The sequence below is a fragment of the Rhizobium sp. NPDC090275 genome, assembly GCF_044772225.1.
In the GTDB taxonomy this organism is placed as follows: Bacteria; Pseudomonadota; Alphaproteobacteria; order Rhizobiales; family Rhizobiaceae; genus Rhizobium.
The window spans coordinates 19407-41708 of the sequence record NZ_JBIVYL010000017.1; the positions used below are offsets into that span (position 1 = coordinate 19407).

The following is a 22302-nucleotide window of genomic DNA, read 5'->3' on the forward strand; positions in this document are numbered from 1 at the left end:
CGGCTCAGCCGATCGAAATGTCCCAGGGCGCCACGACCTGCCAGTCGAGGTTCTTCTCCATGCCCTTGACCTCCTTGGTGGCCCAGCGCGACATCGCCTGAGAGTACCACGGAATGAAGGCCCAATCTTCGCGGAATGCCTTCTGGGCATCCTGGGCGAGCTTGACGCGATCGGGATCGTCGGCCGCTTTGGTCGCGGCCTCAGCGAGTGCGGCATCGACCTTGTCGTTCTTGTATCCGCCGAGCTTGTTCTGGGCGTTGGACGAGGTCGAGGCAATGCAGCCGGCGAGATAGGAGACGGCGTCAGGAACACGGGTGCCGACGTCATCGCGGAAGATCTGCACCGCGTTCTGGTCCGGACCGGCATAGGAGTCCTGCTGCGGCTTCATGTCGACGGCTGTGATGCCGAGGTTCTGGCGCCACTGCTCGGCAATGTACTGCGCCGCTGCCTGGATGGCCGGGGCGGAGATGCCGACGAAGAGGATCTTCGGCAGGCGTTCCGGGCCGCCATAGCTCGATTCGGCGAGCAGCTTCTTGGCGGCGGCCGGATCGTAGGGGAAGGGCTCGAAGCCGGAATTGTCGGCGCCGGGAACCGAGTTCAGGATCTGGTCGGCCTTCTTGTGCGGACCATCGGGATAAGACGCCTTGAAGAGACCGTCGCGGTCGATCGCCATGATCAGCGCCTGGCGAACCTTCGGATCGTCCATCGGCGCGCGGGTGACGTTGAACCAGAAGTGCTGGCTGGTCGGGATCAGCGGGCCGGCGGAGAATTCGGGGCCGAGATCCTGGATGATCGTCGAGGTGACAAGCTCGGTATGTGCGTTGAATTCGCCCGACTTGATGAGCGACGTCGCGGTGACGTTGTCTTCGATCGAGGTGATTTCAATGCGCGCCAGCTTCGGCTTCGGGCCGAAGAAGTTCTCGTTCGGCTCGAACACCAGCTTGCCGGCGTCGATATCGATGCTGGTGAGCTTGAACGGGCCGGAATAGACGGCGCTGCTGTCGGGCTTGTACCAGTCCGCCACTTCCTCGCCGTCGCTGCCGCGAGACTGCGCGGCCTTGGTAATCGGCGCGATGTGGTTGGCAAGGCGCATGAAGAAGATCGGATCGGCTTCCGTCAGCGTGACGACGACGGTGCCTTCGTCAGGTGTCGCGACGCCCGTCAGCTCGTTGCCGGAACCGGCGCCGATTTCCTTGTAGCCTTGAACCTTGCTCAGCACCTGGTCGGCGCGCTGGCTCTTGGTGTTGGGCATGGAAGCAACTTCCCAGGAGCCCTTAACGTCGGCCGAGGTGATCTTGCTGCCGTCGGAGAAGGTTGCCTTCGGGTCGATCTTGAAAGTCCAGACCTTGTTGTCAGGCGATTCCCAGCTGGTGAAGACGTAAGGCTTGATCTTGCCTTCGCTGTCGAAATACATCGGCGAGGCCCACCAGATCGAGTTCCAGCGGAACGGAACGCCGCCGCCGCGCAGCGGCGACCAATCCTGGTTGAACGCCGGGTTGGCGACTTTCAGCACCTGGCCGTCATCGGCGAGCACGATGCGTGCATTCAGGCCGAAAACCGTCAGGCCAACGCCTGCGGCGAGGCCGAGCTTCAGCGCCTCGCGACGCGACATTCCCTGCTGCTGGTCTTTATTTTCCTTAGTCCGATCAGTCATTCCATCCTCCCATGACAAAACCGATGACGCTTGGCTCTTTCGCTCCATCCCGAAAGTGCGTCATGACATGGCGCAGACACTCGCTCGATAATGTAAATATGTCAACAAAAATTAATTCATCCACACTTCGATAAAATCGACAAAAATTTTCCTACATAATTTCAATGGCTTGAAAAATACGATCGATTGAAATGCTTATTGTCATATTGACAACATGCCAGGCGAAGATGAAGAAAACCGCATCTTGCAGGCCGGATTTCCCGCCTTTTGCCGCCATATGCGGCGTTCATCCGAGGAGGACGACATGAACAAGCACAAGATCACTGGTGTCTATAGCGCCGCCGCAACCCCACTCAATGCCGATGGAAGCCCGGATCTCGGCCTCTTCACTGAACATTGTCAACGACTGCTGTCCGAGGGATGCCACGGCGTGGCGCTGCTTGGCACAACGGGCGAGGCAAACTCGTTTTCATCGAGCGAGCGCAAGGCGATCCTCGAGGCGGCGCTGAAAGCCGGCATTCCCGCCGACAAGCTGCTGCCGGGCACCGGCGTCGTCGCCATCCAGGAGACGGTCGACCTCACCAAGCATGCCCTGTCGCTTGGCGTCACCAAGGTCGTGATGCTGCCGCCCTTCTACTACAAGGGCGTTTCCGACGACGGCCTGTTTACCGCCTATTCGCAGATCCTGGAGACGGTCGCCGACAGCAAGCTGCAGGTCATCCTCTATCACATTCCGCAGGTTTCCGGCGTTCCGCTATCGGTTCCTCTGATCGGTCGTCTGATCGAAGCCTTCCCCGGCACGGTGGTCGGCATCAAGGAATCGGCGGGCGATTTCAACAACATGCAGGCGATCATCGCCGCCTACCCCGGCTTCTCGGTTCTCGCCGGTGCCGATCCGCTGCTGCTGCCTCTGCTGAAGGCCGGCGGCGCGGGCTGCATTACAGCGACGTCCAATCTGGTCGCGGATTCGCTGCGCACCGTCTATGACAAGGTCCATGACGAGAGCGGCACTGAAGCGGTCGAGGCCGCGCAGGCGCGTATCAACGCTTACCGCACGCTCTCCAACTCCTATGTACAGATCCCGACGATCAAGGCGATGGTCGGCCTGAAGACCGGCAACTCGGCATGGAAGCGCACGCGCGCTCCGCTGATGCCGATCAGCGACGCAGATTACGCATCGCTTGCCGAAGCCTACAAGACGCTGCCCTAAAGGAGGACGACCATGGCCTTCACGGGTTCGCAACCGGACGCCGTTCCGGTTCTTATGACCGGCGAAATCATCGCCAATCCCACCACGGACGGGCGTTTCGACGCCTATCTCCCCTCCCCCTGCATCCAGAACCACGCCGCCAACCTGGCCTTCCTGCCGGATGGCACGCTGACCTGCGTCTGGTTTGGCGGCACGATGGAGGGCATGGGCGACATCTCGATTTACATGTCGTGCTTGGCGCCTGGTTCAACGCAATGGTCGCAGCCGGAAAAAATGTCGGACGATCCGGCAAAATCCGAGCAGAATCCGTTGATTTTCAACGCGCCTGGAGGAGATGTCTGGCTGCTTTACACGTCGCAGACATCCGGCAACCAGGATGGCTCGGTTGTCAAATGCCGGATCTCCACGGATGGCGGCCGCAGCTTTGGCGAGGTGCGCGTGTTGTGCGATATTCCCGGCACATTCGTGCGCCAACCGATCGTCGTGAATGGCGCGGGCACTTGGCTGCTGCCGGTTTTTCGGTGCATCGGACTGCCGGGCGAACGCTGGACAGGTGACGCCGATACCGCGGGCGTTCTGATCTCGCGCGACGCCGGCAAAAGCTGGGCGATGACCGAGGTGCCCGACAGCATAGGCGCGGTGCACATGAACATCGTGCCCTTGCCAGACGGCGAATTCGTCGCCTTCTATCGCAACCGTTTTGCCGAATTCGTGCTGTCCAGCCGCTCGCGCGACGGTGAGAACTGGAGCGCGCCGGAGCCGATCGACCTGCCGAACAACAACTCGTCCATCCAGGCGGTGAAGCTGGAAAATGGCGCAATCGCAATGGTTTACAACCACTGTAACGCTTCGATGTCCGATGCGCGGCGGCTGTCGCTCTACGACGAAATCGAGGGGGACGAGGCGGCAGCACCCGTCGCCAGCGAGCCCAGCCAGAGGCGCAAGGCGATCTGGGGTGTGCCGCGCGCGCCGCTCAGCCTCGCCTTTTCGACGGATGGCGGCCGCAGCTTTCCGCGCCAGATCGACCTCGATACCGGCGATGGCTACTGCCTGAGCAACAACTCGAAGGACGCCGTCAACCGCGAGTTTTCCTACCCATCGATCACGCAAGGGGCCGACGGCACGGTGCATATCGCCTACACCTACTACCGGCGCACAATCAAATATGTGCGGCTATCACAGGATGCGCTCGGCTGACGCCGAAATTGCGCCTCGCTTGTCAACTCGGCGTGCCAACGGATTCGTTTGGCGCGCCGACCTGGTAGTTTGTTGCTTTTAATTTACAAATTCGTTGCTCATGCTTGAGCGCATCGCTTGAAGCGCGGCCGCAGGCGACAAACTTCGCCGTTCGCCGATTAAATTCGTAATATCAATTAGATAAGTCGCCATGAAAGCCGGCGTAGTGGCCGATTATCCGCAGCACATCGCATTTTTCCAGCCAAACTTGATGTCCAAGCTTGCCAAGGCGAGAGAGCTGGTATAACAAATTTACATCTTGGCGGCGCCGAAAGATGCCGCAATACCGCAGGGGGAGGAGTAATCCGGTGGTCAGCTTGGATTCGCCTATCACAATCATCAGGCCCGAAATCATCGAATTCGGCGTCGGGACGGCGGAGCGACTGGGGAAATGGGCGAGCGACAAGGGCTATGCCCGCATCCTGGTCATTTCCGACGCATTCAATGCCACGCGTGTCGACACGCTCGGCCTCAAGGGTGAAGTCACGGTCTTCGCCGATGTGACGCCGGAGCCCGATACCGCCAATCTCGACAAGGTGCTTGCGGCCGCCAACGCGGCGGATGCGCAGCTGGTCGTCGGCTTCGGCGGTGGCAGCGCCATGGATCTTGCGAAGCTGGCGGCCGTGCTCGCCGGCTCGTCGCAGACGCTGCGCGAAGTCGTCGGTCCGAACAAGGTTCACGGACCCCGCCGCGTCGCGCTGGCGCAAGTGCCGACCACGGCTGGAACGGGGAGCGAGGCGGGCATTCGCGCGCTGGTCACCGATCCGGAGACGATGGCCAAGCTCGCCGTCGAAAGCATTCACATGCTGGCCGACATCGCCGTCATCGATCCGGCGCTGACCTTCACCGTTCCGGCCCGCACGACCGCGGCCACCGGCGTTGATGCCATGGCGCATTGTGTCGAGGCCTTCACCAACCGCAAGGCGCATCCTATGATCGACCTCTACGCGATAGAGGGAACGCGGCTGGTCGGTAAATATCTCGCCCGCGCCGTGAAAGATGGCGCCGACGCGGAAGCCCGCGCCGGCCTGGCGCTCGCCTCGCTCTATGGCGGCTTCTGTCTCGGGCCGGTCAACACGGCTGGCGGTCACGCGCTGGCCTATCCGCTCGGCACGCGCTGGCACATCGCCCACGGGGCCGCGAACGCGCTGATCTTCCCGCATGTGCTGGCCTTCAACACGCCATCGGTTCCTGAAAAGACGCGGGCGGTGATGGATGCGCTAGGCCGCAAGACATCGGACGACGTACAGTCGGTCTTCGATGCGGCCTATAGCTTCTGCGCCGATCTCGGCATCGAAATGAAGCTCTCGGCGCTTGGTGTGCCGGACAGCGATCTCGACGCCATGGCGGACGATGCCTTCGCCATTCGCCGCCTTCTCGACAACAACCCGCGCGATCTCGCGCGCGCCGACATACGTTCGATATACGAAGCCGCCTACTAGGTGCGTTTGACCCAACAAGGAATGTGACTGATGGACAGAAATGCAAAGGTCGCGGTGACGCTGGGTGATCCCGCTGGTGTCGGCCCAGAGGTGATCGTCAAGGCGCTGGCAACGTTGCCTGAGATCGAGCGCCGCGATTTCGTCATCGTCGGCAACACCGAAGCGCTTGAACGCGCCAATCGCTCGGCCGAGACGGGCCTGCACTTCGCGCCCGCCGGTTCCGCTGGTGAAGGCAAGATCGCTGTCGACGAGGTAGACCTTGGCGCTGCCCTGCCGGAAATCGGCAAGGTCAGCCCGGTCGCCGGCGACGCCTCGGTTCGCTATATCACCCGTGCCGTCGAGCTTGCGATGTCCGGCGAGGCCGATGTCATCGTGACCGCGCCGATCAACAAGGAGGCGATGAACCTCGCCGGGCATCATTTCGACGGCCATACCGGGCTTCTGGCGCACCTGACCGGCTCGAAGAGCTCGTTCATGCTGCTCGCGTCCGAGCGTCTCAACACCATTCACGTCTCCACGCACATCTCGCTGAAGGGCGCGATCGAGCGGGCGCGCACGGAGCGCGTGCTGGCGACCATCGAAGCCGGGCACAAGCATTTCCTGCGGCTCGGCAAGAAGGCGCGTATCGCCGTTGCCGGTCTCAACCCGCATTGCGGCGAGAACGGCCTGTTCGGCACCGAGGACACGGAATTCCTGGCGCCCGCCGTCGAACTGGCGCAGGCCAAGGGCATCGACGTCGTCGGGCCGATTTCGGCCGATACCGTCTTCGCCCGCGCCTATAACGGCGCCTTCGATCTGGTGATCGCGCAATATCATGATCAAGGGCATATCCCGATCAAGCTCGTGGCGTTCGAGACGGCCGTCAACGTATCGCTCGGCCTGCCGATCGACCGCGTCTCCGTCGACCACGGCACGGCCTTCGATATCGCCGGCACTGGCAAGGCCAATCACGTCAACATGCTCTCGGCGATTGCCTATGCACGACTGATGGCCCGCTCGCCGCGTCGTCAGGCGGCCTGATCCGAACGGAGATCTGAAACGTTCTGGCGCCATCGCGCCGGGGCCTGCCATTCTCTCGGGAGGAGATGCGCAATGGACAAGACGGTTATCGTGCTCGGCGGCCAGCTGGCGCCGGAGGGATTTTCTTTGCTGGTCGAAGCCGGCGCCACGGTTGTGACGACGGAGCCCTATATCGACCGACAGGCCGTGATCGACATCATGAAGGCCCACCGGCCGGATGCTGTGATCATCCGCCTGCTGACCGACAAGCTGGGGCCCGCGGAGATGAAGGCCGGCGGACGGCTCAAGCATATCGCCAAGCATGGGGTCGGGACCAACGATATCGACGTTGCGGTCGCCACCGAGCTCGGTATTCCCGTATCTATGACGACAGGCAGCAACGGCCACTCGGTCGCCGAACACGCGCTTGCGATGATCATGGCGCTCGCCAAGGATCTGCCGCGACAGGATGCTCTGATCCGTGACGGCGTCTGGGACAAGAACCAGTATCAGGGCCGCGAGCTGCGCGGCCAAACGCTCGGCATCGTCGGCTTCGGCTTTATCGGTCAGACGCTCGCGAAGATGGCCGGCGCGATCGGCATGGAGATTATCGCCTTCGATCCACATACGCCGGACAGCGCCTTCAACTCAGGTATCCGCCGCGAGACTGATCTGGATACGCTGCTTTCGTCGTCGGATATTGTCAGCCTGCACTGTCCACTGACGCCGGAAACGAACAAGCTCATCGATGCGCGCCGGATCGGGTTGATGAAACGCGGTTCTATGCTGATCAACACCGCACGTGGCGAAGTTGTCGATGAAGCAGCACTTACTCGCGCGCTGCAGGACGGCCATCTCGCCGGCGCCGGCCTCGACAGCTTCGAGCGCGAGCCGCCCGGCGTCGACAATCCGCTGTTCCAGCTGCCAAACACGCTTGTCTCGCCGCATGTGGCGGGCGTGACTGTCGATGCCAAGCGCGCGGTGTCGGTGATGGCAGCAAGGAATGTTCTGGATGCGCTTGATGGAAAAGCGCTCAAGCCACGCTTTCTCGCGCGCTGAGCACATCGCAGCTTCAACAACGACGGAGAGACTGGTGAGCGACACCAACGATATCCGCTACGCGCCGGACGCCCTGCGCAGCTTTGCCAAGGACCTGTACGCGGCCGCTGGCCTTGAGGACGACAAAGCCGAGGCCGTGTCCCGCTATCTCGTCGAGGCGGATTTGATGGGGCATACGACCCATGGCCTGGCGCTCGCCGGCTGGTATCTGCAAAGTATCGTCGACGGCGTGATGATGCGCGAGGGCAACCCCGAGGTCATATCGGACCGCGGGCCCGCGGTCGCCTGGAGCGGAAAGCGCCTGCCCGGCGCGTGGCTGACGTCGGAGGCAGTCAAGCTCGCCTGCGATCGAGCGGAAACCTACGGCACTGCGACGATCACCATCGCCAACAGCCACCATATCGGCTGCCTCGCCGCCTATTTGTCGATCGCGACCGACCGGGGCTACATGGTGAGCATCGCAAGCTCGAGCCCGTCGGGCGCGCAGGTCGCTCCATTCGGCGGGCGGAAGGGCGTCTACACGCCGAACCCTGTGGCGCACGGCATCCCCACGTCGGGCGATCCGATCCTGATCGATATCAGCGCCTCGATCACCACGGTCAACATGGCGCAACGCCTGATCCGGGAAGGGCGCCAGTATGAGCACGAATGGCTGATGGACGTAGACGGAAACCCCAGCCGCGACCCTAAGGTCATCGAAAGCGGCGGGACGCTGCTACCGACCGGTGGGCTGGACCATGGCCAGAAGGGATACGGCATGGCGCTGCATGTCGAAGCCTTCACGCAGGCGCTTTCAGGCTATGGCCGCGCCGATGCGCCGAAGGGGACGAATGCCGCCGTGACGGTCCAGGTGTTCGATCCGGCCGCATTCGGCGGTCGCGAAGCATTCCTGCGCCAAACCGGCTGGCTCGTCGATGCCTGCCACGACAATCCGCCACGCCCCGGCGTCGAGCGCGTCCGCCTGCCCGGTGAAAACGGACTGGCACGCAAGCGTGACGCGCTGGATCACGGAGTCCGCCTGTTTCCCGGGATTATCGACTCGTTACGCGGGCATGCCGAGCGGCTGGGCGTTGCGATGCCGGCTGTGTTGCCTTGACGCTCATCGCCTGCGGGCGATGAGCCAGACGAGATAAGGCGCGCCGGCGAGCGCTGCGAATAGCCCCAAAGGCAGCTCGTAGGGGAAAGTCGCCGTGCGCGCGCCGAGGTCGGCGATGATCATCAACAGCGCCCCGATCGCCGATGACGCCAGAAGCTGATGCGCCGGCTTTATGAAGCCCGCGCGGTGAGCGATATGCGGTCCCATCAGCCCGACGAAGCTCAAGGGCCCGACCAGCAGCGACGCCGCGCCGGTCGCCAGCCCGGCCACGAAGATTATCGAGGTGCGTGCCGAGCGCACCGGCACGCCAAGCGCAACCGGCACCGCGTTGCCGAGCGGCAGGATCGTCAGCCAGCGCGTGAAGAAAAGCACGACCCCCGTGCAGACGACCGCCAGAAGCGCGAGCAAGATCGACGACGTCGGCGTTGCCGTGTTGGACGAACCGCCGAGCCAGGACAGGATCTGCCATGAGCGCTGATCGCCGATCGCAAGCAGCGCCGACAGAATAGCCGACGTCAGCGAACTGACGGCGATGCCAGCGAGCAGCAGCCGTTCGGGCGAGAGCTGGCGCCGGCTGGCAAAGGCGACGACGATGATCATGACGATCATGGAACCGATACCGGCGCCGGCGAAAAGCTCGGCGACGCCGGCCGCCGGCACGATGGTAATTGCCGCCGCGAAGCCGACACCGGCGCCGCCACTGACACCCAGAACCTCCGGGCTTGCCATCGGATTGCCGGTCAGGCGTTGCAGAATGGTGCCCGCGATTGCCAGCAGGCTGCCCGCAGCGGCCGAGGCCAGCAGTCGTGGCCAGCGCATGGGCAAAAGATCAGTGAAGTCCTGCGCCGAAAGCAGTGTGAACCCTGCGGGCGTCCGCGCCAGGAAAATCACCAAGAGAGCGACCGCCGGCAGGAGAGCGAGAAGCAGGATCAGCCATGTGCGCGGCGCCCTCGCCTCGGCCACATGCGCGCGCTCCTCATGCAACTCGACCGGCTTTACCTTCGGCAGCAGCCAGAGCAGCAGCGGGCCGCCGATCAGGGCCGTCATCGCGCCTGTCGGAAAGGTCTCGCTGGTGGTGGAGCCGAGGAATTGTACCAGGCCATCGCACAGCCAGAGCAACAGGCCACCCGCGATGGGCGATGCGAGGATGATGGCATGCGGCTTCCTGACGCGGAGGCCGCGCACCAGGGCTGGCCCGGCAAGGCCGACGAAGCTGACCAGGCCGACGCTCGCCGCGACACCGGCCGCCAGGCCCACCGCGATGACCGCGACGGCTACGCGTATGCCAACGAGCCCGACGCCGAGCGATTTCGCGCCGCTATCGCCGAGGCCGAACAGTGCCAGTGGTCGCAGCAGCAGAATGCTGGCGGCAAGGCCGGCGAGCAATTCCAGTACCAGCGTCGAGGCGACCGACCAATCCTGCTGGCCGAGCGCGCCGCCGTTCCATGTCACCAGCGACATGAGGTACTCGCCCTGCGAGAGCGTCATCGCGGCCGATAGCGCGCCGCAGGTGATGCCGACGAGCAAGCCGGAAACAACCATGGTGACCGGATCGAAGCTGCGGCGCCAGCCGAGCAGGAAGACAAGCGCCGTTGCGCCGGCGGCACCTGCAAGCGCGACCAGCGCGCGGTAGCCATCGAGGATCGCGGGAAAAAACAGCGTCGTCGCGACGATGGCGAGCTGGGCGCCGGCCGAAACGCCCAATGTCGAAGGGTCGGCGATCGGGTTTCTGAGCAGACGCTGCAGCAAAGCGCCAGAGAGGCCGAGGGCGGCGCCGGCCAATATGGCGACAGCGGCTCTTGGAAAGACACCGTAAGCGAGGATGATCTGCTCGGTGGTCATGCCGTCGGGTACAAGCGGCAGCGATGGCCATGCTGCAAGCGGTAGGAAGGCGAGCGCCTGCTGCAGGAAGAGCAGGACCGCAAGCGCTGTCGCGGCGGCGAAGAAGATCCAGGCTGTGCGCGATGTCAAAGCGTCTCTCCGCCTTTGACGAGCGCTTCGCTCAAGAGCCGTGCGAAGCGAAGGCCCGCGGTGATGCCGCCATAGGGGTTGACGTTGCCGATGTTAACGACACGCCGATCTTTGATCGGCTTGAGCGATTTCCAGATCATGCTGTTACGCAAGCTGCTGCGCGCCTCGACGGGGATATCGGAGACGATGACGATACGCGCCTCGGGATTGGCGGCGAGGTTTTCCATGGGCACCGGTGCTGCGAAGGTGAAGCGCGATCGGTCCGTCCAGGCGTTCGGCAGGCCGAGCCGCTGCAGGATGTCTCCGAACATGCTGTCGGCGCCGAAGGCGCGGAAGTGACGGGAATCGCCGATATTGATGATGTAGGTCGGCCGCGCCGCGAAGGGAGCGAGCTGCTGGCGAAGGCCCGCAAGCAATGCGTCCTGATCGGCCAGCACTTTGGTCGCGGCATCCGTCTGGCCAAGCAGATCGCCCAGTTGCGAGACGGCGTTGAGCGCCTTGGCATAGGGCGGTTCGCCCTGGACGTAGAAAGGCAGCGAGTAGACGGGGGCTATCGCCTCCAGCGCCGGCTGATGCCTCACATAGAAGGGTGAGATCAGTATGAGTTCGGGCTTCAGCAGGTGCAGCAGCTCGAAGTTGGGCGAGCCGCGCAGGCCAAGATCGACGACGGAAGACGGGATCTCCGGTTCGACGGCGTCGCTGCGAAACTGAAGGAGCTCGGTCGCCGCGATCGGGGTGACGCCGAGCGCCATCAGGGTTTCGAGCATCGCCCAGTCGATCGCCGCGATGCGGCTTGGCGTTGCCGCCGCCTTAGCATCCCATGCAACGGCAAGGGCAGCGAGCAGGCCTAGAGCCTGCCGCCGCCCAATCAGAGCTGATTTATTGGAATTGTCTGAAATCATACGCCCACTTTATCTGCCGCCTACCAGTCAAAACTCAACCTGGCCATGACCGTGCGGCCATCACCATAGGTGCAGCCGAACGAGGAGCAGCTTGAGACATAATTCTTGTCCGCAATGTTCTTGAGGTTGAGCGACGCGGTAATGCCATCCTTCTTGTAGCGGATCGCAGCGTCCAGAAGCGCAACACCACCGAGATCGAATTTATTGGCCGTATCGCCATAGCGCTGTCCCACATATCTCACGCCACCGCCGATGCCGAAGCCATCGAGATCGCTTCCCTCCTGGAAGGTGTAATCGAGCCAAAGGCTTGCGGCGTTTGCCGGAACGTTGTCCAGGCGATTGCCATTGTCCGTTCGTCCCAGAATTTCCGTGTCCATGTACGTGTAGGCGGCGTGCAGGTCCAGCCCGTCGGTGAGACTTGCCACACCTTCGAGTTCGACGCCCCGCGCGTGTACTTCGCCGATCTGCGCGATTGTCGTTCCAAGGCCGCCTGGAAGGGACACTGTATTGGACACATTTTTCTGACGAAGGTCGAAAACAGCGGCGGAGAAGAAACCATTCCAGCCCTCGGGCTGATACTTGACACCGATCTCCACCTGCTTGCCTGTCGTCGGGTCCAGCAGCTGGCCCGTTGTCGGCACCGGAACCGGCTCGAAGGAGGTGGCGTAGCTGATATAGGGCGCGATGCCGTTATCGAAGACGTAGCCCAATCCGGCGCGGCCGGTCAGCTGGTGATCATCCTTGTCGAGCGGCCGCTCGACATTGGTTCTTCCATTCAAGGAGGTGCCGCTTGTGCTCGCCCAATCCTGCCTAAAGCCAAGCGTCGCGCGCCAATTGTTGTAGGCCATCTCGTCCTGGAGATAGATGCCAAGCTGCTGCAGATCGGAGACGACATGCGCGTCCGTCGTCTTGGACGTTAGCCTGATCGGACCACCATAGACGGGATTGAACGCATCAAGCGGCGTCGCGCTCCAGAATTGCGTGCTGGCATCGTTGGAGAAGTATCGGTAGTCGAGGCCAACAAGCAGCTTGTGATCGACATCCCCAGTATCGAACTCGGCGAGGAAGTTGTTGTCGATGTTGAAGGTGTTGAGGTTTTCGTCCTGGAAGGTCGCATTGCGATTGATCGTCCGGCCATCGGCCGCGAGACCTGAGGTGGCCATGCCGAGTGCCTGGTAATTCCAGTCGAAATTGGAATAGCGAACATTCTGGCGGAAGGTCCAGACGTCGTTCAGGCGATGTTCGAACTCGTAGCCAAGGTTCGTCAGCGTCCGCGAGGAACGGTCGAAGCTCTCATCGCCGACGAAGAAGTCGCGCGAGAGCCGATTGTTCGTCGCGTTGAGCGTCAGTTGGGCCGGCAGGCTGGATGGGGTACTCGGGTTGTCGTGCTGGACGCTGGTGAGGATCGTCAGCTTGGTGTCGTCATCGGGCTGCCATGTCAGCGCCGGGGCGATGAAGTAACGATCGTTATCGATATTGTCGGTCTGAGCGCCGGCCGCGCGCACCAGCCCCGTGACACGATAGGCGAAGTCAGAACCATCGCTGACCGGACCGCCGACGTCGAAGAACGAGCCGTAGGTGTCGTAGCTTCCGGCCTGCAGGCCGACCTCGCCGAAACGCTCGAACACCGGCCGCTTGCTGATCAGATTGATCATCCCGCCAGGATTGCCCTGGCCGTATATGACCGAAGCCGGGCCCCTTAGAACCTCGATGCGCTCGAGCTGGTAGGGATCGACGGGAGGCGCGCCGGCCGTGCGCATCATCCTCAAACCGTTCAGATATTGTGACTGGCGACCGTCGAAGCCTCGAATTCTGGGCGAATCGAAGCGCGGATCGGAGCCGTAGGGCGTGCCGGAAACACCAGGCGTATACTCGACCGCCTGCCCGACCGTTTCGGCGCCCTGGGCGCGAAGCTGATCGGTGGTGACAACGGAGATGGACTGCTGCGTCTCAAGCAATGACGTGCCCGTCTTGGTCGCCGTCGAACTGGTCTTCGCGACGAAGCCTTTTACCGGGGCCTTCGGATCTTCCGCACCCTTCGCCTGCACGGTGATCGGCGCAAGCGCGGTTGCGCTGTCGCCATCCTCGGCGCGCAACTGGCCCGGAGCCGATACCGATACTCCTACCACTGCCGTTGCTGCCAGCGCTTCCATGAAACTAAGGTGTCTTGCCACTCTATTGCCCAATCCAGTCACGATCCGAAAACTGGACTTGTTTAGTCACCTTATCCTATTTCATCCAATAAATGACAGGGGGTATTTTCATCATTCTTTCTTATGATATTTTCATGCGCTCATAGTTTATAATTATTCTGAAGCAGGACCACATGACGAACACGGACTCACGAAGGCCTGCCCGCAACCCTTCCTTCGAACTGCGCCACCTCAAATATTTCGTGGCGCTCGTCGAGGAGCGCAATTTCGAGCGCGCGGCAGCAAGGCTCGGCATCGCCCAGCCGGGCTTGAGCCAGCAGATCATGAGCCTCGAGGAGATTCTCGGAACATCGCTTCTCGATCGCACGAGACGGTCCGTCCATCTCACGCAATCCGGCCAGGTGCTCTACGACGAGGCAACCAAGATCCTCGCGCAGGCGGATGTCGCGATGGTGGCGGTCAACAGGGTCAGTCGCGGCGAGACCGGGCGCGTCTCGATCGGATATGTGGCGTCGGCCGCCTATTCCGGCGCGGTCGTGCAATCGATCAAGGCCTATAAGCGCGATCATCCCGGTGTCGAAATCGAACTGACGGAGATGGAACTGCGCAAGCAGCTCGCCCGCATCGTCGAGGGCCTGCTCGACTTCGCCTTCATTCGCGGCCCTGCCCCCATTCCGGAAGGCCTTGCCACCCATATCATCCGCCGCGAGCCCATCGTGCTGATGGTGCCGGATGGGCATCCGCTGACGCTGGAGCGCGGTGCCGCCAATCTCGCCGGTCTCGCTGGCGAGACATTCCTGACGCCGCAGCAACCGCGCGACGTCGGCTTCCACGGCACGACCTTTGCTGCCTGCAAGGAAGCGGGCTTCGAGCCGAACATCAATTCCACCTCCTGGGACTTCACGGGCATAGGCAGCATGGTTGCGATCGGCGCGGGCGTGGCGATCGTGCCGAAATCGCTCGAATGCGTCAGGCTGCCGGGTATCCGGTACGTGCCGCTGCCGCATGCCAACGTGACATCCGACCTCGTCGTCGCCTACAGAAAGACCGAAGCGTCTCCGGCTGTGCGGGCATTCATCGCTCACAGCAAACGCAACCTCTGACCCCCAAGATAGCAACCTCGCGCGAAACGCTCGGTTGATTTGAGCTTGAGACCGGTCGAGGCCCGTGCTTTCATCATCTCAGGCGGAAACCTGCGGGGGGAATTGCGACGTGACAGCTGATGCGGGAACGCTGCACCGCCCTCCCATTGGTAGCTTGCTGCAGCGAGAGTGGTTCCTTGCGATCAGCGCGCTCACCAGCCTCGCATTCCTGTTTCACGGTCCGGCGTTGTTCGCGCTGCTCGCCAATCCTATCTGGCTGACGCTCATCTTCATCTGGCTCTTCTCCGTCGTGCTTGGCTCGGCACTAGCAGTCGTGCGGCATGCCGACCACCTTGCCGAGCGCCTGGGCGAGCCCTACGGGACGCTGATACTGACCCTCGCGATCACCACGATCGAAGTCGTGGCGATCACCGCCGTGATGCAGCACGGCGAGAACAACCCGACGCTGGTGCGCGACACGCTGTTTGCCGTCGTCATGATCATCCTGAACGGGATGGTAGGGCTATCGCTGCTCCTCGGCGCTTGGCGGCGGCATGAGCAGAGACATAACCTGCAGGGCGCAAACGCCTATCTCGGCGTGATCGTACCCCTGGCAACGCTCAGCATGATCATGCCGAACTTTACCCATCCTAACGGCGGACCGGGCTATTCGACCGTCCAGCAGACAGTCCTGGCGTTCATCTCGGTCGGGCTCTACGGCGTGTTCCTGATGCTGCAGACAGGACGCCATCGGGGCTTTTTTATCGACGATACGGAAGAAGCCATGCCCGCGCGTCACCATGCCGATCACCAGGGGCCGCTCTGGTGGCCGATCGTGATGCTCGCTCTCTATATGTCGCTGGTGGTGTTCCTGGTGGAGCAACTGGCGCCGCCAATCGACTATTTCATCGAAACGCTACGCGCGCCGGCGGCCCTTGGCGGCGTGATCATGGCCGTTCTGGTGGCGACGCCCGAGGCGATCAGCGCGGTGCGCGCGTCGGTCGCCAATCACCTGCAGCGATCGGTGAACATCTTCCTTGGCTCGGTGCTCTCGACCATCGGCCTCACCGTCCCCGCCATGCTTGTAATCAGCCATCTCACGGGAAACCCCGTTATTCTCGGCCTCGATCACAGCAGCCCGATTATGCTGGTGCTGACGCTCGCCTTGAGCATCATCACCTTCTCGAGCGGCCGCACGCATCTGATGCAGGGAGCGGTGCACCTCGTTCTGTTCGTCGCCTACGTTCTTTTGATCTTCGAGACTTAGAGGCGATCAGCTTGCCCGATCACCCTTCGCGTCGAAGACGTGAACATGCTGCGCGGGGAAGCTGACATTGACATCAGGCCCTGCCGCCAGCGCCGCCCGATCGAGCGTGAAGATCTTGAACGGCAGACCGTGCAGCGAGAGGTGTAGGATGATGCCGAAGCCCGTCGGCTCGATCAGCTCGACGCTTGCCTTCATCCCCGTCTCTTCCGACGTCATGACGACATGTTCGGGACGAATGCCGAGCGTCACCTTGTCGCCGTCTGCAAGCTTGAGCGGTTTGGAGAGCGCGACAACGGTGCCGTCCTTCAGCTGCGCGCCGCCGTTTCTATAGGTCGCCTCGAGGAAATTCATGCCCGGCGAGCCAATGAAGCCCGCGACGAAGAGATTGGCGGGGCGATCATAGAGTTCGAGCGGGCTGCCCACCTGCTGCACCACCCCGCCATACATGGCGACAATCCGGTCCGCCAGCGTCATTGCCTCGATCTGGTCGTGGGTCACGTAGATCGAGGTCGCCTTCAGGTCGCCATGCAGTTTCTTGATTTCGGCCCGCATCTGCTCGCGCAGGCGGGCATCAAGGTTGGACAGCGGTTCATCGAACAGGAACGCCTTCGGCTGGCGTACGATCGCACGGCCCATGGCGACGCGCTGGCGCTGACCACCGGATAGCGCCTTGGGGCGGCGTTCGAGCAGCGGGTCGAGCCCAAGCTTCGACGCCGCCGCGCCGACGACGCTGGCGATCTTGTCTTTGGCCGTCTTCCTGAGCTTCAGACTGTAGCTCATGTTTCCGGCGACGTTCATGTGCGGATAGAGGGCATAGGACTGGAACACCATGGCGATGTCTCGATCCTTCGGGTGCAGCTCGTTGACCCGGTTTCCGGCAATCCGGATCTCGCCCGAGGTCACGTCCTCGAGGCCGGCGATCATCCTAAGCAATGTGGACTTGCCGCAGCCGGACGGGCCGACGAGCACGACGAACTCGCCATCCTCAATCTTCAACTCGACGTCCTGCAGGACGTGGACATGGCCAAAGGATTTCTTGACGTTCTGGATATCGATCGATGCCATGTGATTAACCCTTGACCGCGCCGGCCGTCAGGCCCTGGACGAGGTAACGCTGGATGAGAAGGAAGAAGAGACCGGCCGGGATGAGCGCGAGAACACCCGCTGCCATCATCTGTCCGAAATCGACCGAGAATTTGCCCACGAAGGTCAGCAGCCCGACCGGGAAGGTCGCGGCGTCGTTGCCGTTGATCAGCATCAGCGCGAAGAGCAACTCGCTCCAGGCCGCGGTGAAGACGAAGCCGAGCGTGGCTGCGATCCCCGGCAATGTCAGCGGCAGGATGATCTGGCGAAACGCGGTGAATTGCGTCGCGCCGTCGATCATCGCCGCTTCCTCGAGATCCTTCGGAATGCCGTCGAAGAAAGACTGCATCAGGAAGGTGGCAAAGGGCACGTTGAAGGCGGTGTAGACGACGACGAGGCCGGTCAAGCTGTTGGTCAGATGCAGCGGCGTCAGGATCTTGAAGATCGGCGCGACCAGCATGACCAGCGGGAACATCTGCGTCAGCAGCATCAGCGCCACGATCCAGTATTTCGCCCGGAAATTGAAGCGCGAGAGCGCATAGCCCGAAAGCGAGGCGCAGATGGTGACGACGACGGCGGTCGAGGCAGATACGATCAGGCTGTTCTTGAAGAATGTCGGAAAAGCGCTGTGCTGGAGAACGAAGCTGTAATGCTCCCAGGTCGTGCGCGACGGCCACATCCGGACACCTTCGGAATAGAGAAGGTCGTTGGGCGTCACTGAGACCTTGAGCAGCCAGAACAGCGGAAACAGCGCGAAAACGATGTAGCACAGGATCGCCAGACGGTGCGCGATGGTGGGGATGATGGATCGTCTCATGGCTCAATCCTTGTTCAGCAGGGTCTGCCGCAGCAGGATGATCAGCATGGAATAGGCGAGCAGCAGCACCAGCAGCACAAGCGCGATCGCCGAGGCGTATCCGAAATCGAGCCTCTTGAACGCCTGGGTGAAGATATAGCTGGCAACGATCTGCGTACGGTCGGCCGGGCCACCGCCGGTCATGACGACGATGAGATCGGCGAAGTTCGACACCCATACGGTGCGCAGAAGCACGGTGATCGCGATCGTCGGCGCGAGAAACGGCAGCGTGATCGAGCGGAAGCGCTGGAACCATGTGGCGCCGTCGATCGAGGCCGCTTCGTAGAGGTCGCGCGGGATTGCCTGAAGGGCAGCGAGCAGCGTGATGGCGAAGAAGGGAATACCCCACCAGACATTGGCGATGATCGGTCCCCACATGGCATATTGCGGGTCGGACAGGATGTTGCGCGGTTCGCTCATCAGGCCGAGCGCGTAGAGCCAGTGCGGGATTGGCCCGATGACGGGATTGAACAGCCAGGCCCAGTTGAGGCCGGCGAGAAACGACGGGACGGCCCAAGGCAGGAACACCAACGCCTGAACGAGGCCCCTGCCCCAGAACGGCTTGTCGAGCAGAAGCGCGAGGATGAGCCCGAAGATGAACTGCAGCACGACCGACGCGCCGGTCCACCAGAGCGTGTTCTTCAGCGCGCCATAGAAGGCGGCGTCCTTGGAGAGGTCGCGAAAATGCTCCAGCCCGACAAAGCCGCCGGAAAAGGGGTTGAGAAGCTGGATATCGCGGAACGCATAGGACACGCCGATCACCAGCGGCACCAGCATCACGGCGATGATGAGGACGAGCGATGGGGCGCTGTAGAGATAAGGTTCCGAGGCATCGGCGACGCGCTTCAGCCACGACCTTCGGTCACGGCGACTGTCGAGCGTATCGGCGGTCATGGTCATCTTGGGCGGCTTTCATGGTTCGACTATACGATCCCAATGGGGACTAGGCCCCCTCATCCGCCTGCCGGCAACTTCTCCCCGTTGGGGAGAAGGGATTTGCCGCGACGTCTCCGTTCCCTTCTCCCTTTGGGGGAGAAGGTGGCCCCGTAGGGTCGGATGAGGGGGCTGCTTGCTCTGAGCCCGCTTACTTCTTCGCGAGGTACTTCTGCTGAGCCTTGGTCAGATAGTCCGCCCACTGGTCAGCCAGTTCCTTCGGCGTGATATCGCCGAGAAGCGCCTGCTGCGTTGTCTTGATGGCGAGCGAATCCTTGAAGAAGGCGAATTCCTCGAGGTAGGTCGGCATCACGGTCGGAACGATGTTCTTGTCAGCCAGTTCGTCAAACCAGCCCTTGAACTGCTCGCTGGCGTAGAAGGGATCCTTCTCGGCGGAGGTGTGAACCGGCAACGCGCCGGTGCGCTTGTTCCACTCGATATTGCCTTCAGGCGATTCAAGCGTTTCGATCAGCTTCCAGGACAGATCCTTGTTCTGGCTGGTGGTGAACATCGACCAGCCGGCGAAGCCGATCGTTGTAAAGCCCTTGCCGCTCGGGCCGACAGGCATCTTGGTGACGCCGAAGTCTTCCGGCTTCATGCGCTGGGCAACCGCGATCAGAGCATCCGGATCCTGGTCGAGCATCGCGCAGGTGCCGGAATAGAAGCCGGCGACGGTCTCGTTGAAACCCCAGTTGACGCTGTCCTTCGGTGCCAAGCCCTTCTTGTAGAGATCGACGACCCATTCGAGACCCTTGGTCCAGCCTTCGCTGTTCATGGTCGAGGTGCCGTCGTCGTTGAAGAACTTGTTGGAGCCGGCCATGGTGGCGCCGAACATCACCCAGCCGTTCAGGCCGCCCGGTCCGCCGCGCAAGCAGTAGCCGGACTTGCCGGGGAGCTTGGAGACTTTTTCGGAGGCGGCGACGAATTCGTCCATCGTCTTCGGCGGCTCGGAAACGCCGGCTTCCTTGAAGAGGTTCTTGTTGTAGAAGAGCGCGCGCAGATAGAAGCCGTAGGGCAGCATGTAGGCGGTGTTCTTGACGTCGCGGCCGAGTTCCAGCGCGCGCGGCGTCAGGCCCTTGGTGTATTCCCACTTTTCGAGGTAGGGCTCGAGGCTCTCAAGCATGCCGTTATTGGCATAGAGCGAGAGCCAGGTATCCGGCATTTCCATGACGTCAGGGGTGTCGCCCGCCGATACCATGGTCGCGAACTTCTGGAACGCTTCGTTCCAGGGCAGCGAAATGATATCGACCTTGGTGCCGGGATTGGCGGCTTCGAATTTGCCGACAAGCGATTTCAGGGTTTCGGTGCGCTCGGGGCTGGTGATCACCTCGACGAGCTTCAGCGTCGTGTCGGCCATCGCCGTACCCGCCATCATCGTGGCCAGCAGCGTTGCGGTTATCAGTCTTTTCATGCTCAGTTCCCCCTTCCAGGTTTTTCCTCTGTTTCTGGACTTTTACGAAGCGACGGAAAGCGCCTCCTCGATGTCTCTCCACAACGCCTCGGTTCCTTCGAGGCCGACATGGAGGCGTACGGACCGCGCATGGATCCCGAAGGTATGCGCGGAATTGGGCTGTGCCTTCTGCTGAAGGACGACCTCGCCTGGTACGATCAGGCTTTCATGCCCACCCCAGCTCACTCCCAGTTTGAAGAGCTTGAGGTGATCGGCGAAGGCGCGGATATCGACGCCTTCGCGGAATATGAACGAGAACAGACCCGATGTGCCGTTGAGGCCGGCCGGCAGGCGGTTGGCAAGGCCCGGATGGCAGACCGTCTCGACGACATCGAGATCCTGCAGGCGCTTGGCGATCGTCATGCCGGCCGCCTCGTGCGCCTTCATGCGGATCGGCAAGGTGCGCATGCCGCGGATCAACAACCAGGCATCGAAGGGCGACAGCTTGCCGCCGAGATAGGGATAGGATTCCGCCTTGACGCGGGCGACCATCTCCTTCGATCCGGCCACGACGCCGGCGACGACATCGCTGTGGCCGCCGAGATATTTGGACGCCGAGTGAATGACAAGATCGACGCCAAGCGTGATTGGCCGCTGGAACACTGGGCTCGCCCAGCTGTTGTCGATCATCGAGATCACACCATGCTGCTTCGCCAGAGCGGCGAGAGCGCCGACGTCATGCGCTTCCATCACCCAGCTCGTCGGGCTTTCCATGTAGAACAGCTTGGCGCCGGGCAGCGCCTTGGCGACGGCCTCCTCGTCACGACCGTCGACATAGGTCACCTCGACCTTCATGCGCTTCAGGACCGTGCCGAACAGCCGGAAGGCATCGGGATAGACATGCTTGACGGCGACGATGCGGTCGCCCGGCTCGACGAAGGCGAGCACCGCCGACGAGATCGCCGCCATGCCGCTGGCAAACCCCAGCGCGTCTTCCGCACCCTCGAGCTTCGCCAGCATCTCCTCGAACATGCGCACAGTCGGATTGAGGCCACGGGTGTAGATCGGGCGCACCTTCTCTCCGCGATAGGAGGCGATCATGTCGTCGTAATCGGAGAAGGTGAATAGCGACGTCTGGAAGATCGGCGGCACCACCGCTTCGGCGAAGTTTCCTTCGTCGTGCGCGGTGATGAGGGATGCGAATTCGAACGGGTCTGAACCGTTGCTCATTGGGACATTTCCTTGATGTCTTCCTCGACGACAGCGAGGATTTTCAGTGTCTCTTCGCGCGCCGCCTCGGGATCGCGCGCGGCGATCGCGTTGAAGAGCGTGCGGTGAAAGGGAAAGGAACGGCGGGCGAAGTCCTGCCGCTCGAAAGGGTGCTGCCAGAACTGCCAGAAGGTCTCGCGCATCTGCTCGAGAAGCTGGCGAAACAGCGGGTTATGGCTGGCGTCATAGATGGCGAGGTGGAAAGCTAGGTCCTCCGGACCCGAGGTCCCCTTCTCGAGATGGACGCGCTCCATCTCGTTGAGCTTCTCTTCTATGACGACAAGGTCCTGAGCGGTGCGCTTCTTCGCGGCCACCATGCCTGCCTCGCACTCGATGCCACGGCGCACTTCCAGCGTCTGCAGCAGGGCGTTGCGCAGGTCCGTCGCATGCAGCGACAGCGGCATGTGAATGGTCGCCTTGGAGATCGGCTTCAGCAGATAGGTCCCGCTGCCCTTGCGCGTCTCGATCACACCGAGCGCCTGGAAGTGCCGGATCGCCTCGCGAATGGTCGAACGACCGACCCTGAGGTCCGCCATCAGCTCGCGCTCAGCCGGCAAACGGTCACCAGCCTGCAGGCGCGCATCTTCCACATAGTCCGCCAACGCATCCGTTACCTGACGCGCGCGATCCATCGCTGGAAGCGGCCGGATTACCGGCCTATCGCTGTTTGGTGCCTTCATGGTTCCCCAATATTTTTTAT

Annotated in this window: 19 protein-coding genes; 8 read left to right on the top strand and 11 right to left on the bottom strand. The window is 62.2% G+C overall.

Annotated features, from left to right (window positions below; all coding sequences use genetic code 11):
* Positions 1 to 4: 4 nt before the first annotated feature.
* Positions 5 to 1654, bottom strand: coding sequence for an ABC transporter substrate-binding protein (locus ACIQUB_RS29395; protein WP_402934964.1), 1650 nt, complete (start codon positions 1652 to 1654; stop codon positions 5 to 7).
* 151 nt (positions 1655 to 1805) lie between these two features.
* Positions 1806 to 1931, bottom strand: coding sequence for a hypothetical protein (locus ACIQUB_RS29400; RefSeq protein WP_402934967.1), 126 nt, complete (start codon positions 1929 to 1931; stop codon positions 1806 to 1808).
* A 27-nt stretch (positions 1932 to 1958) separates the two neighbouring features.
* Between ACIQUB_RS29400 and ACIQUB_RS29405 the strand changes: the two genes are divergently transcribed.
* The 6 genes from ACIQUB_RS29405 (at position 1959) to ACIQUB_RS29430 (ending at position 8696) form a co-directional block, all read left to right on the top strand.
* Positions 1959 to 2864, top strand: a complete 906-nt coding sequence (locus tag ACIQUB_RS29405) for a dihydrodipicolinate synthase family protein (RefSeq protein WP_402934970.1) — start codon at positions 1959 to 1961, stop codon at positions 2862 to 2864.
* A gap of 12 nt (positions 2865 to 2876) precedes the next feature.
* Positions 2877 to 4061: an exo-alpha-sialidase gene (locus tag ACIQUB_RS29410; protein WP_402934973.1), complete on the top strand. Its 1185-nt coding sequence runs from the start codon at positions 2877 to 2879 to the stop codon at positions 4059 to 4061.
* Positions 4062 to 4408: 347 nt separating this feature from the next.
* The gene (locus ACIQUB_RS29415; RefSeq protein ID WP_402934975.1) at positions 4409 to 5542 is read left to right on the top strand and encodes an iron-containing alcohol dehydrogenase; all 1134 of its coding nucleotides are present in this window, start codon (positions 4409 to 4411) and stop codon (positions 5540 to 5542) included.
* A 30-nt stretch (positions 5543 to 5572) separates the two neighbouring features.
* Positions 5573 to 6562 carry a 4-hydroxythreonine-4-phosphate dehydrogenase PdxA gene (gene pdxA / locus ACIQUB_RS29420; protein ID WP_402934978.1) on the top strand — a complete coding sequence of 330 codons (990 nt, stop codon included), beginning with the start codon at positions 5573 to 5575 and terminating at the stop codon, positions 6560 to 6562.
* A 72-nt stretch (positions 6563 to 6634) separates the two neighbouring features.
* Positions 6635 to 7600 carry a hydroxyacid dehydrogenase gene (locus tag ACIQUB_RS29425; protein WP_402934981.1) on the top strand — a complete coding sequence of 322 codons (966 nt, stop codon included), beginning with the start codon at positions 6635 to 6637 and terminating at the stop codon, positions 7598 to 7600.
* A gap of 34 nt (positions 7601 to 7634) precedes the next feature.
* Positions 7635 to 8696, top strand: a complete 1062-nt coding sequence (locus ACIQUB_RS29430) for an Ldh family oxidoreductase (RefSeq protein WP_402934984.1) — start codon at positions 7635 to 7637, stop codon at positions 8694 to 8696.
* Between the two features lie 3 nt (positions 8697 to 8699).
* Here ACIQUB_RS29430 and fhuB read toward each other — a convergent pair whose 3' ends face one another.
* The 3 genes from fhuB to ACIQUB_RS29445 are packed head-to-tail and all read right to left on the bottom strand — an operon-like array spanning position 8700 to position 13722.
* A complete protein-coding gene (fhuB, locus tag ACIQUB_RS29435; RefSeq protein WP_402934987.1) occupies positions 8700 to 10667 on the bottom strand; it encodes a Fe(3+)-hydroxamate ABC transporter permease FhuB in 1968 nt (655 codons plus the stop codon).
* Positions 10664 to 11569, bottom strand: a complete 906-nt coding sequence (locus ACIQUB_RS29440) for an iron-siderophore ABC transporter substrate-binding protein (protein WP_402934990.1) — start codon at positions 11567 to 11569, stop codon at positions 10664 to 10666. Before ACIQUB_RS29440 ends, fhuB begins: the two co-directional genes overlap by 4 nt.
* A 20-nt stretch (positions 11570 to 11589) precedes the next feature.
* Positions 11590 to 13722 (bottom strand): TonB-dependent siderophore receptor, encoded by a 2133-nt coding sequence (locus ACIQUB_RS29445; protein WP_402935118.1) that lies wholly within the window; start codon positions 13720 to 13722, stop codon positions 11590 to 11592.
* 173 nt (positions 13723 to 13895) lie between these two features.
* Between ACIQUB_RS29445 and ACIQUB_RS29450 the strand changes: the two genes are divergently transcribed.
* Entirely contained in the window at positions 13896 to 14825 is a 930-nt protein-coding gene (locus ACIQUB_RS29450; protein WP_402934993.1) for a LysR family transcriptional regulator, read from the top strand.
* Positions 14826 to 14934: 109 nt separating this feature from the next.
* Positions 14935 to 16071 (top strand): calcium:proton antiporter, encoded by a 1137-nt coding sequence (locus tag ACIQUB_RS29455; RefSeq protein WP_402934996.1) that lies wholly within the window; start codon positions 14935 to 14937, stop codon positions 16069 to 16071.
* Between the two features lie 6 nt (positions 16072 to 16077).
* Here ACIQUB_RS29455 and ACIQUB_RS29460 read toward each other — a convergent pair whose 3' ends face one another.
* The 6 genes from ACIQUB_RS29460 to ACIQUB_RS29485 all read right to left on the bottom strand — a co-directional run bounded on the left by ACIQUB_RS29460 (position 16078) and on the right by ACIQUB_RS29485 (position 22282).
* Positions 16078 to 17136, bottom strand: a complete 1059-nt coding sequence (locus tag ACIQUB_RS29460; protein WP_402934999.1) for an ABC transporter ATP-binding protein — start codon at positions 17134 to 17136, stop codon at positions 16078 to 16080.
* A 4-nt stretch (positions 17137 to 17140) separates the two neighbouring features.
* Positions 17141 to 17971 carry a carbohydrate ABC transporter permease gene (locus tag ACIQUB_RS29465; RefSeq protein ID WP_047503993.1) on the bottom strand — a complete coding sequence of 277 codons (831 nt, stop codon included), beginning with the start codon at positions 17969 to 17971 and terminating at the stop codon, positions 17141 to 17143.
* Between the two features lie 3 nt (positions 17972 to 17974).
* Positions 17975 to 18910, bottom strand: a complete 936-nt coding sequence (locus tag ACIQUB_RS29470) for a carbohydrate ABC transporter permease (RefSeq protein WP_018901263.1) — start codon at positions 18908 to 18910, stop codon at positions 17975 to 17977.
* 184 nt (positions 18911 to 19094) lie between these two features.
* Positions 19095 to 20354, bottom strand: coding sequence for a sugar ABC transporter substrate-binding protein (locus ACIQUB_RS29475; protein WP_018901262.1), 1260 nt, complete (start codon positions 20352 to 20354; stop codon positions 19095 to 19097).
* 42 nt (positions 20355 to 20396) lie between these two features.
* Positions 20397 to 21563, bottom strand: coding sequence for a PLP-dependent transferase (locus ACIQUB_RS29480; protein WP_112437303.1), 1167 nt, complete (start codon positions 21561 to 21563; stop codon positions 20397 to 20399).
* A complete protein-coding gene (locus ACIQUB_RS29485) occupies positions 21560 to 22282 on the bottom strand; it encodes a FadR/GntR family transcriptional regulator (RefSeq protein WP_047504002.1) in 723 nt (240 codons plus the stop codon). The genes ACIQUB_RS29480 and ACIQUB_RS29485 overlap by 4 nt, the downstream gene beginning before the upstream one ends.
* Positions 22283 to 22302: the final 20 nt, after the last annotated feature.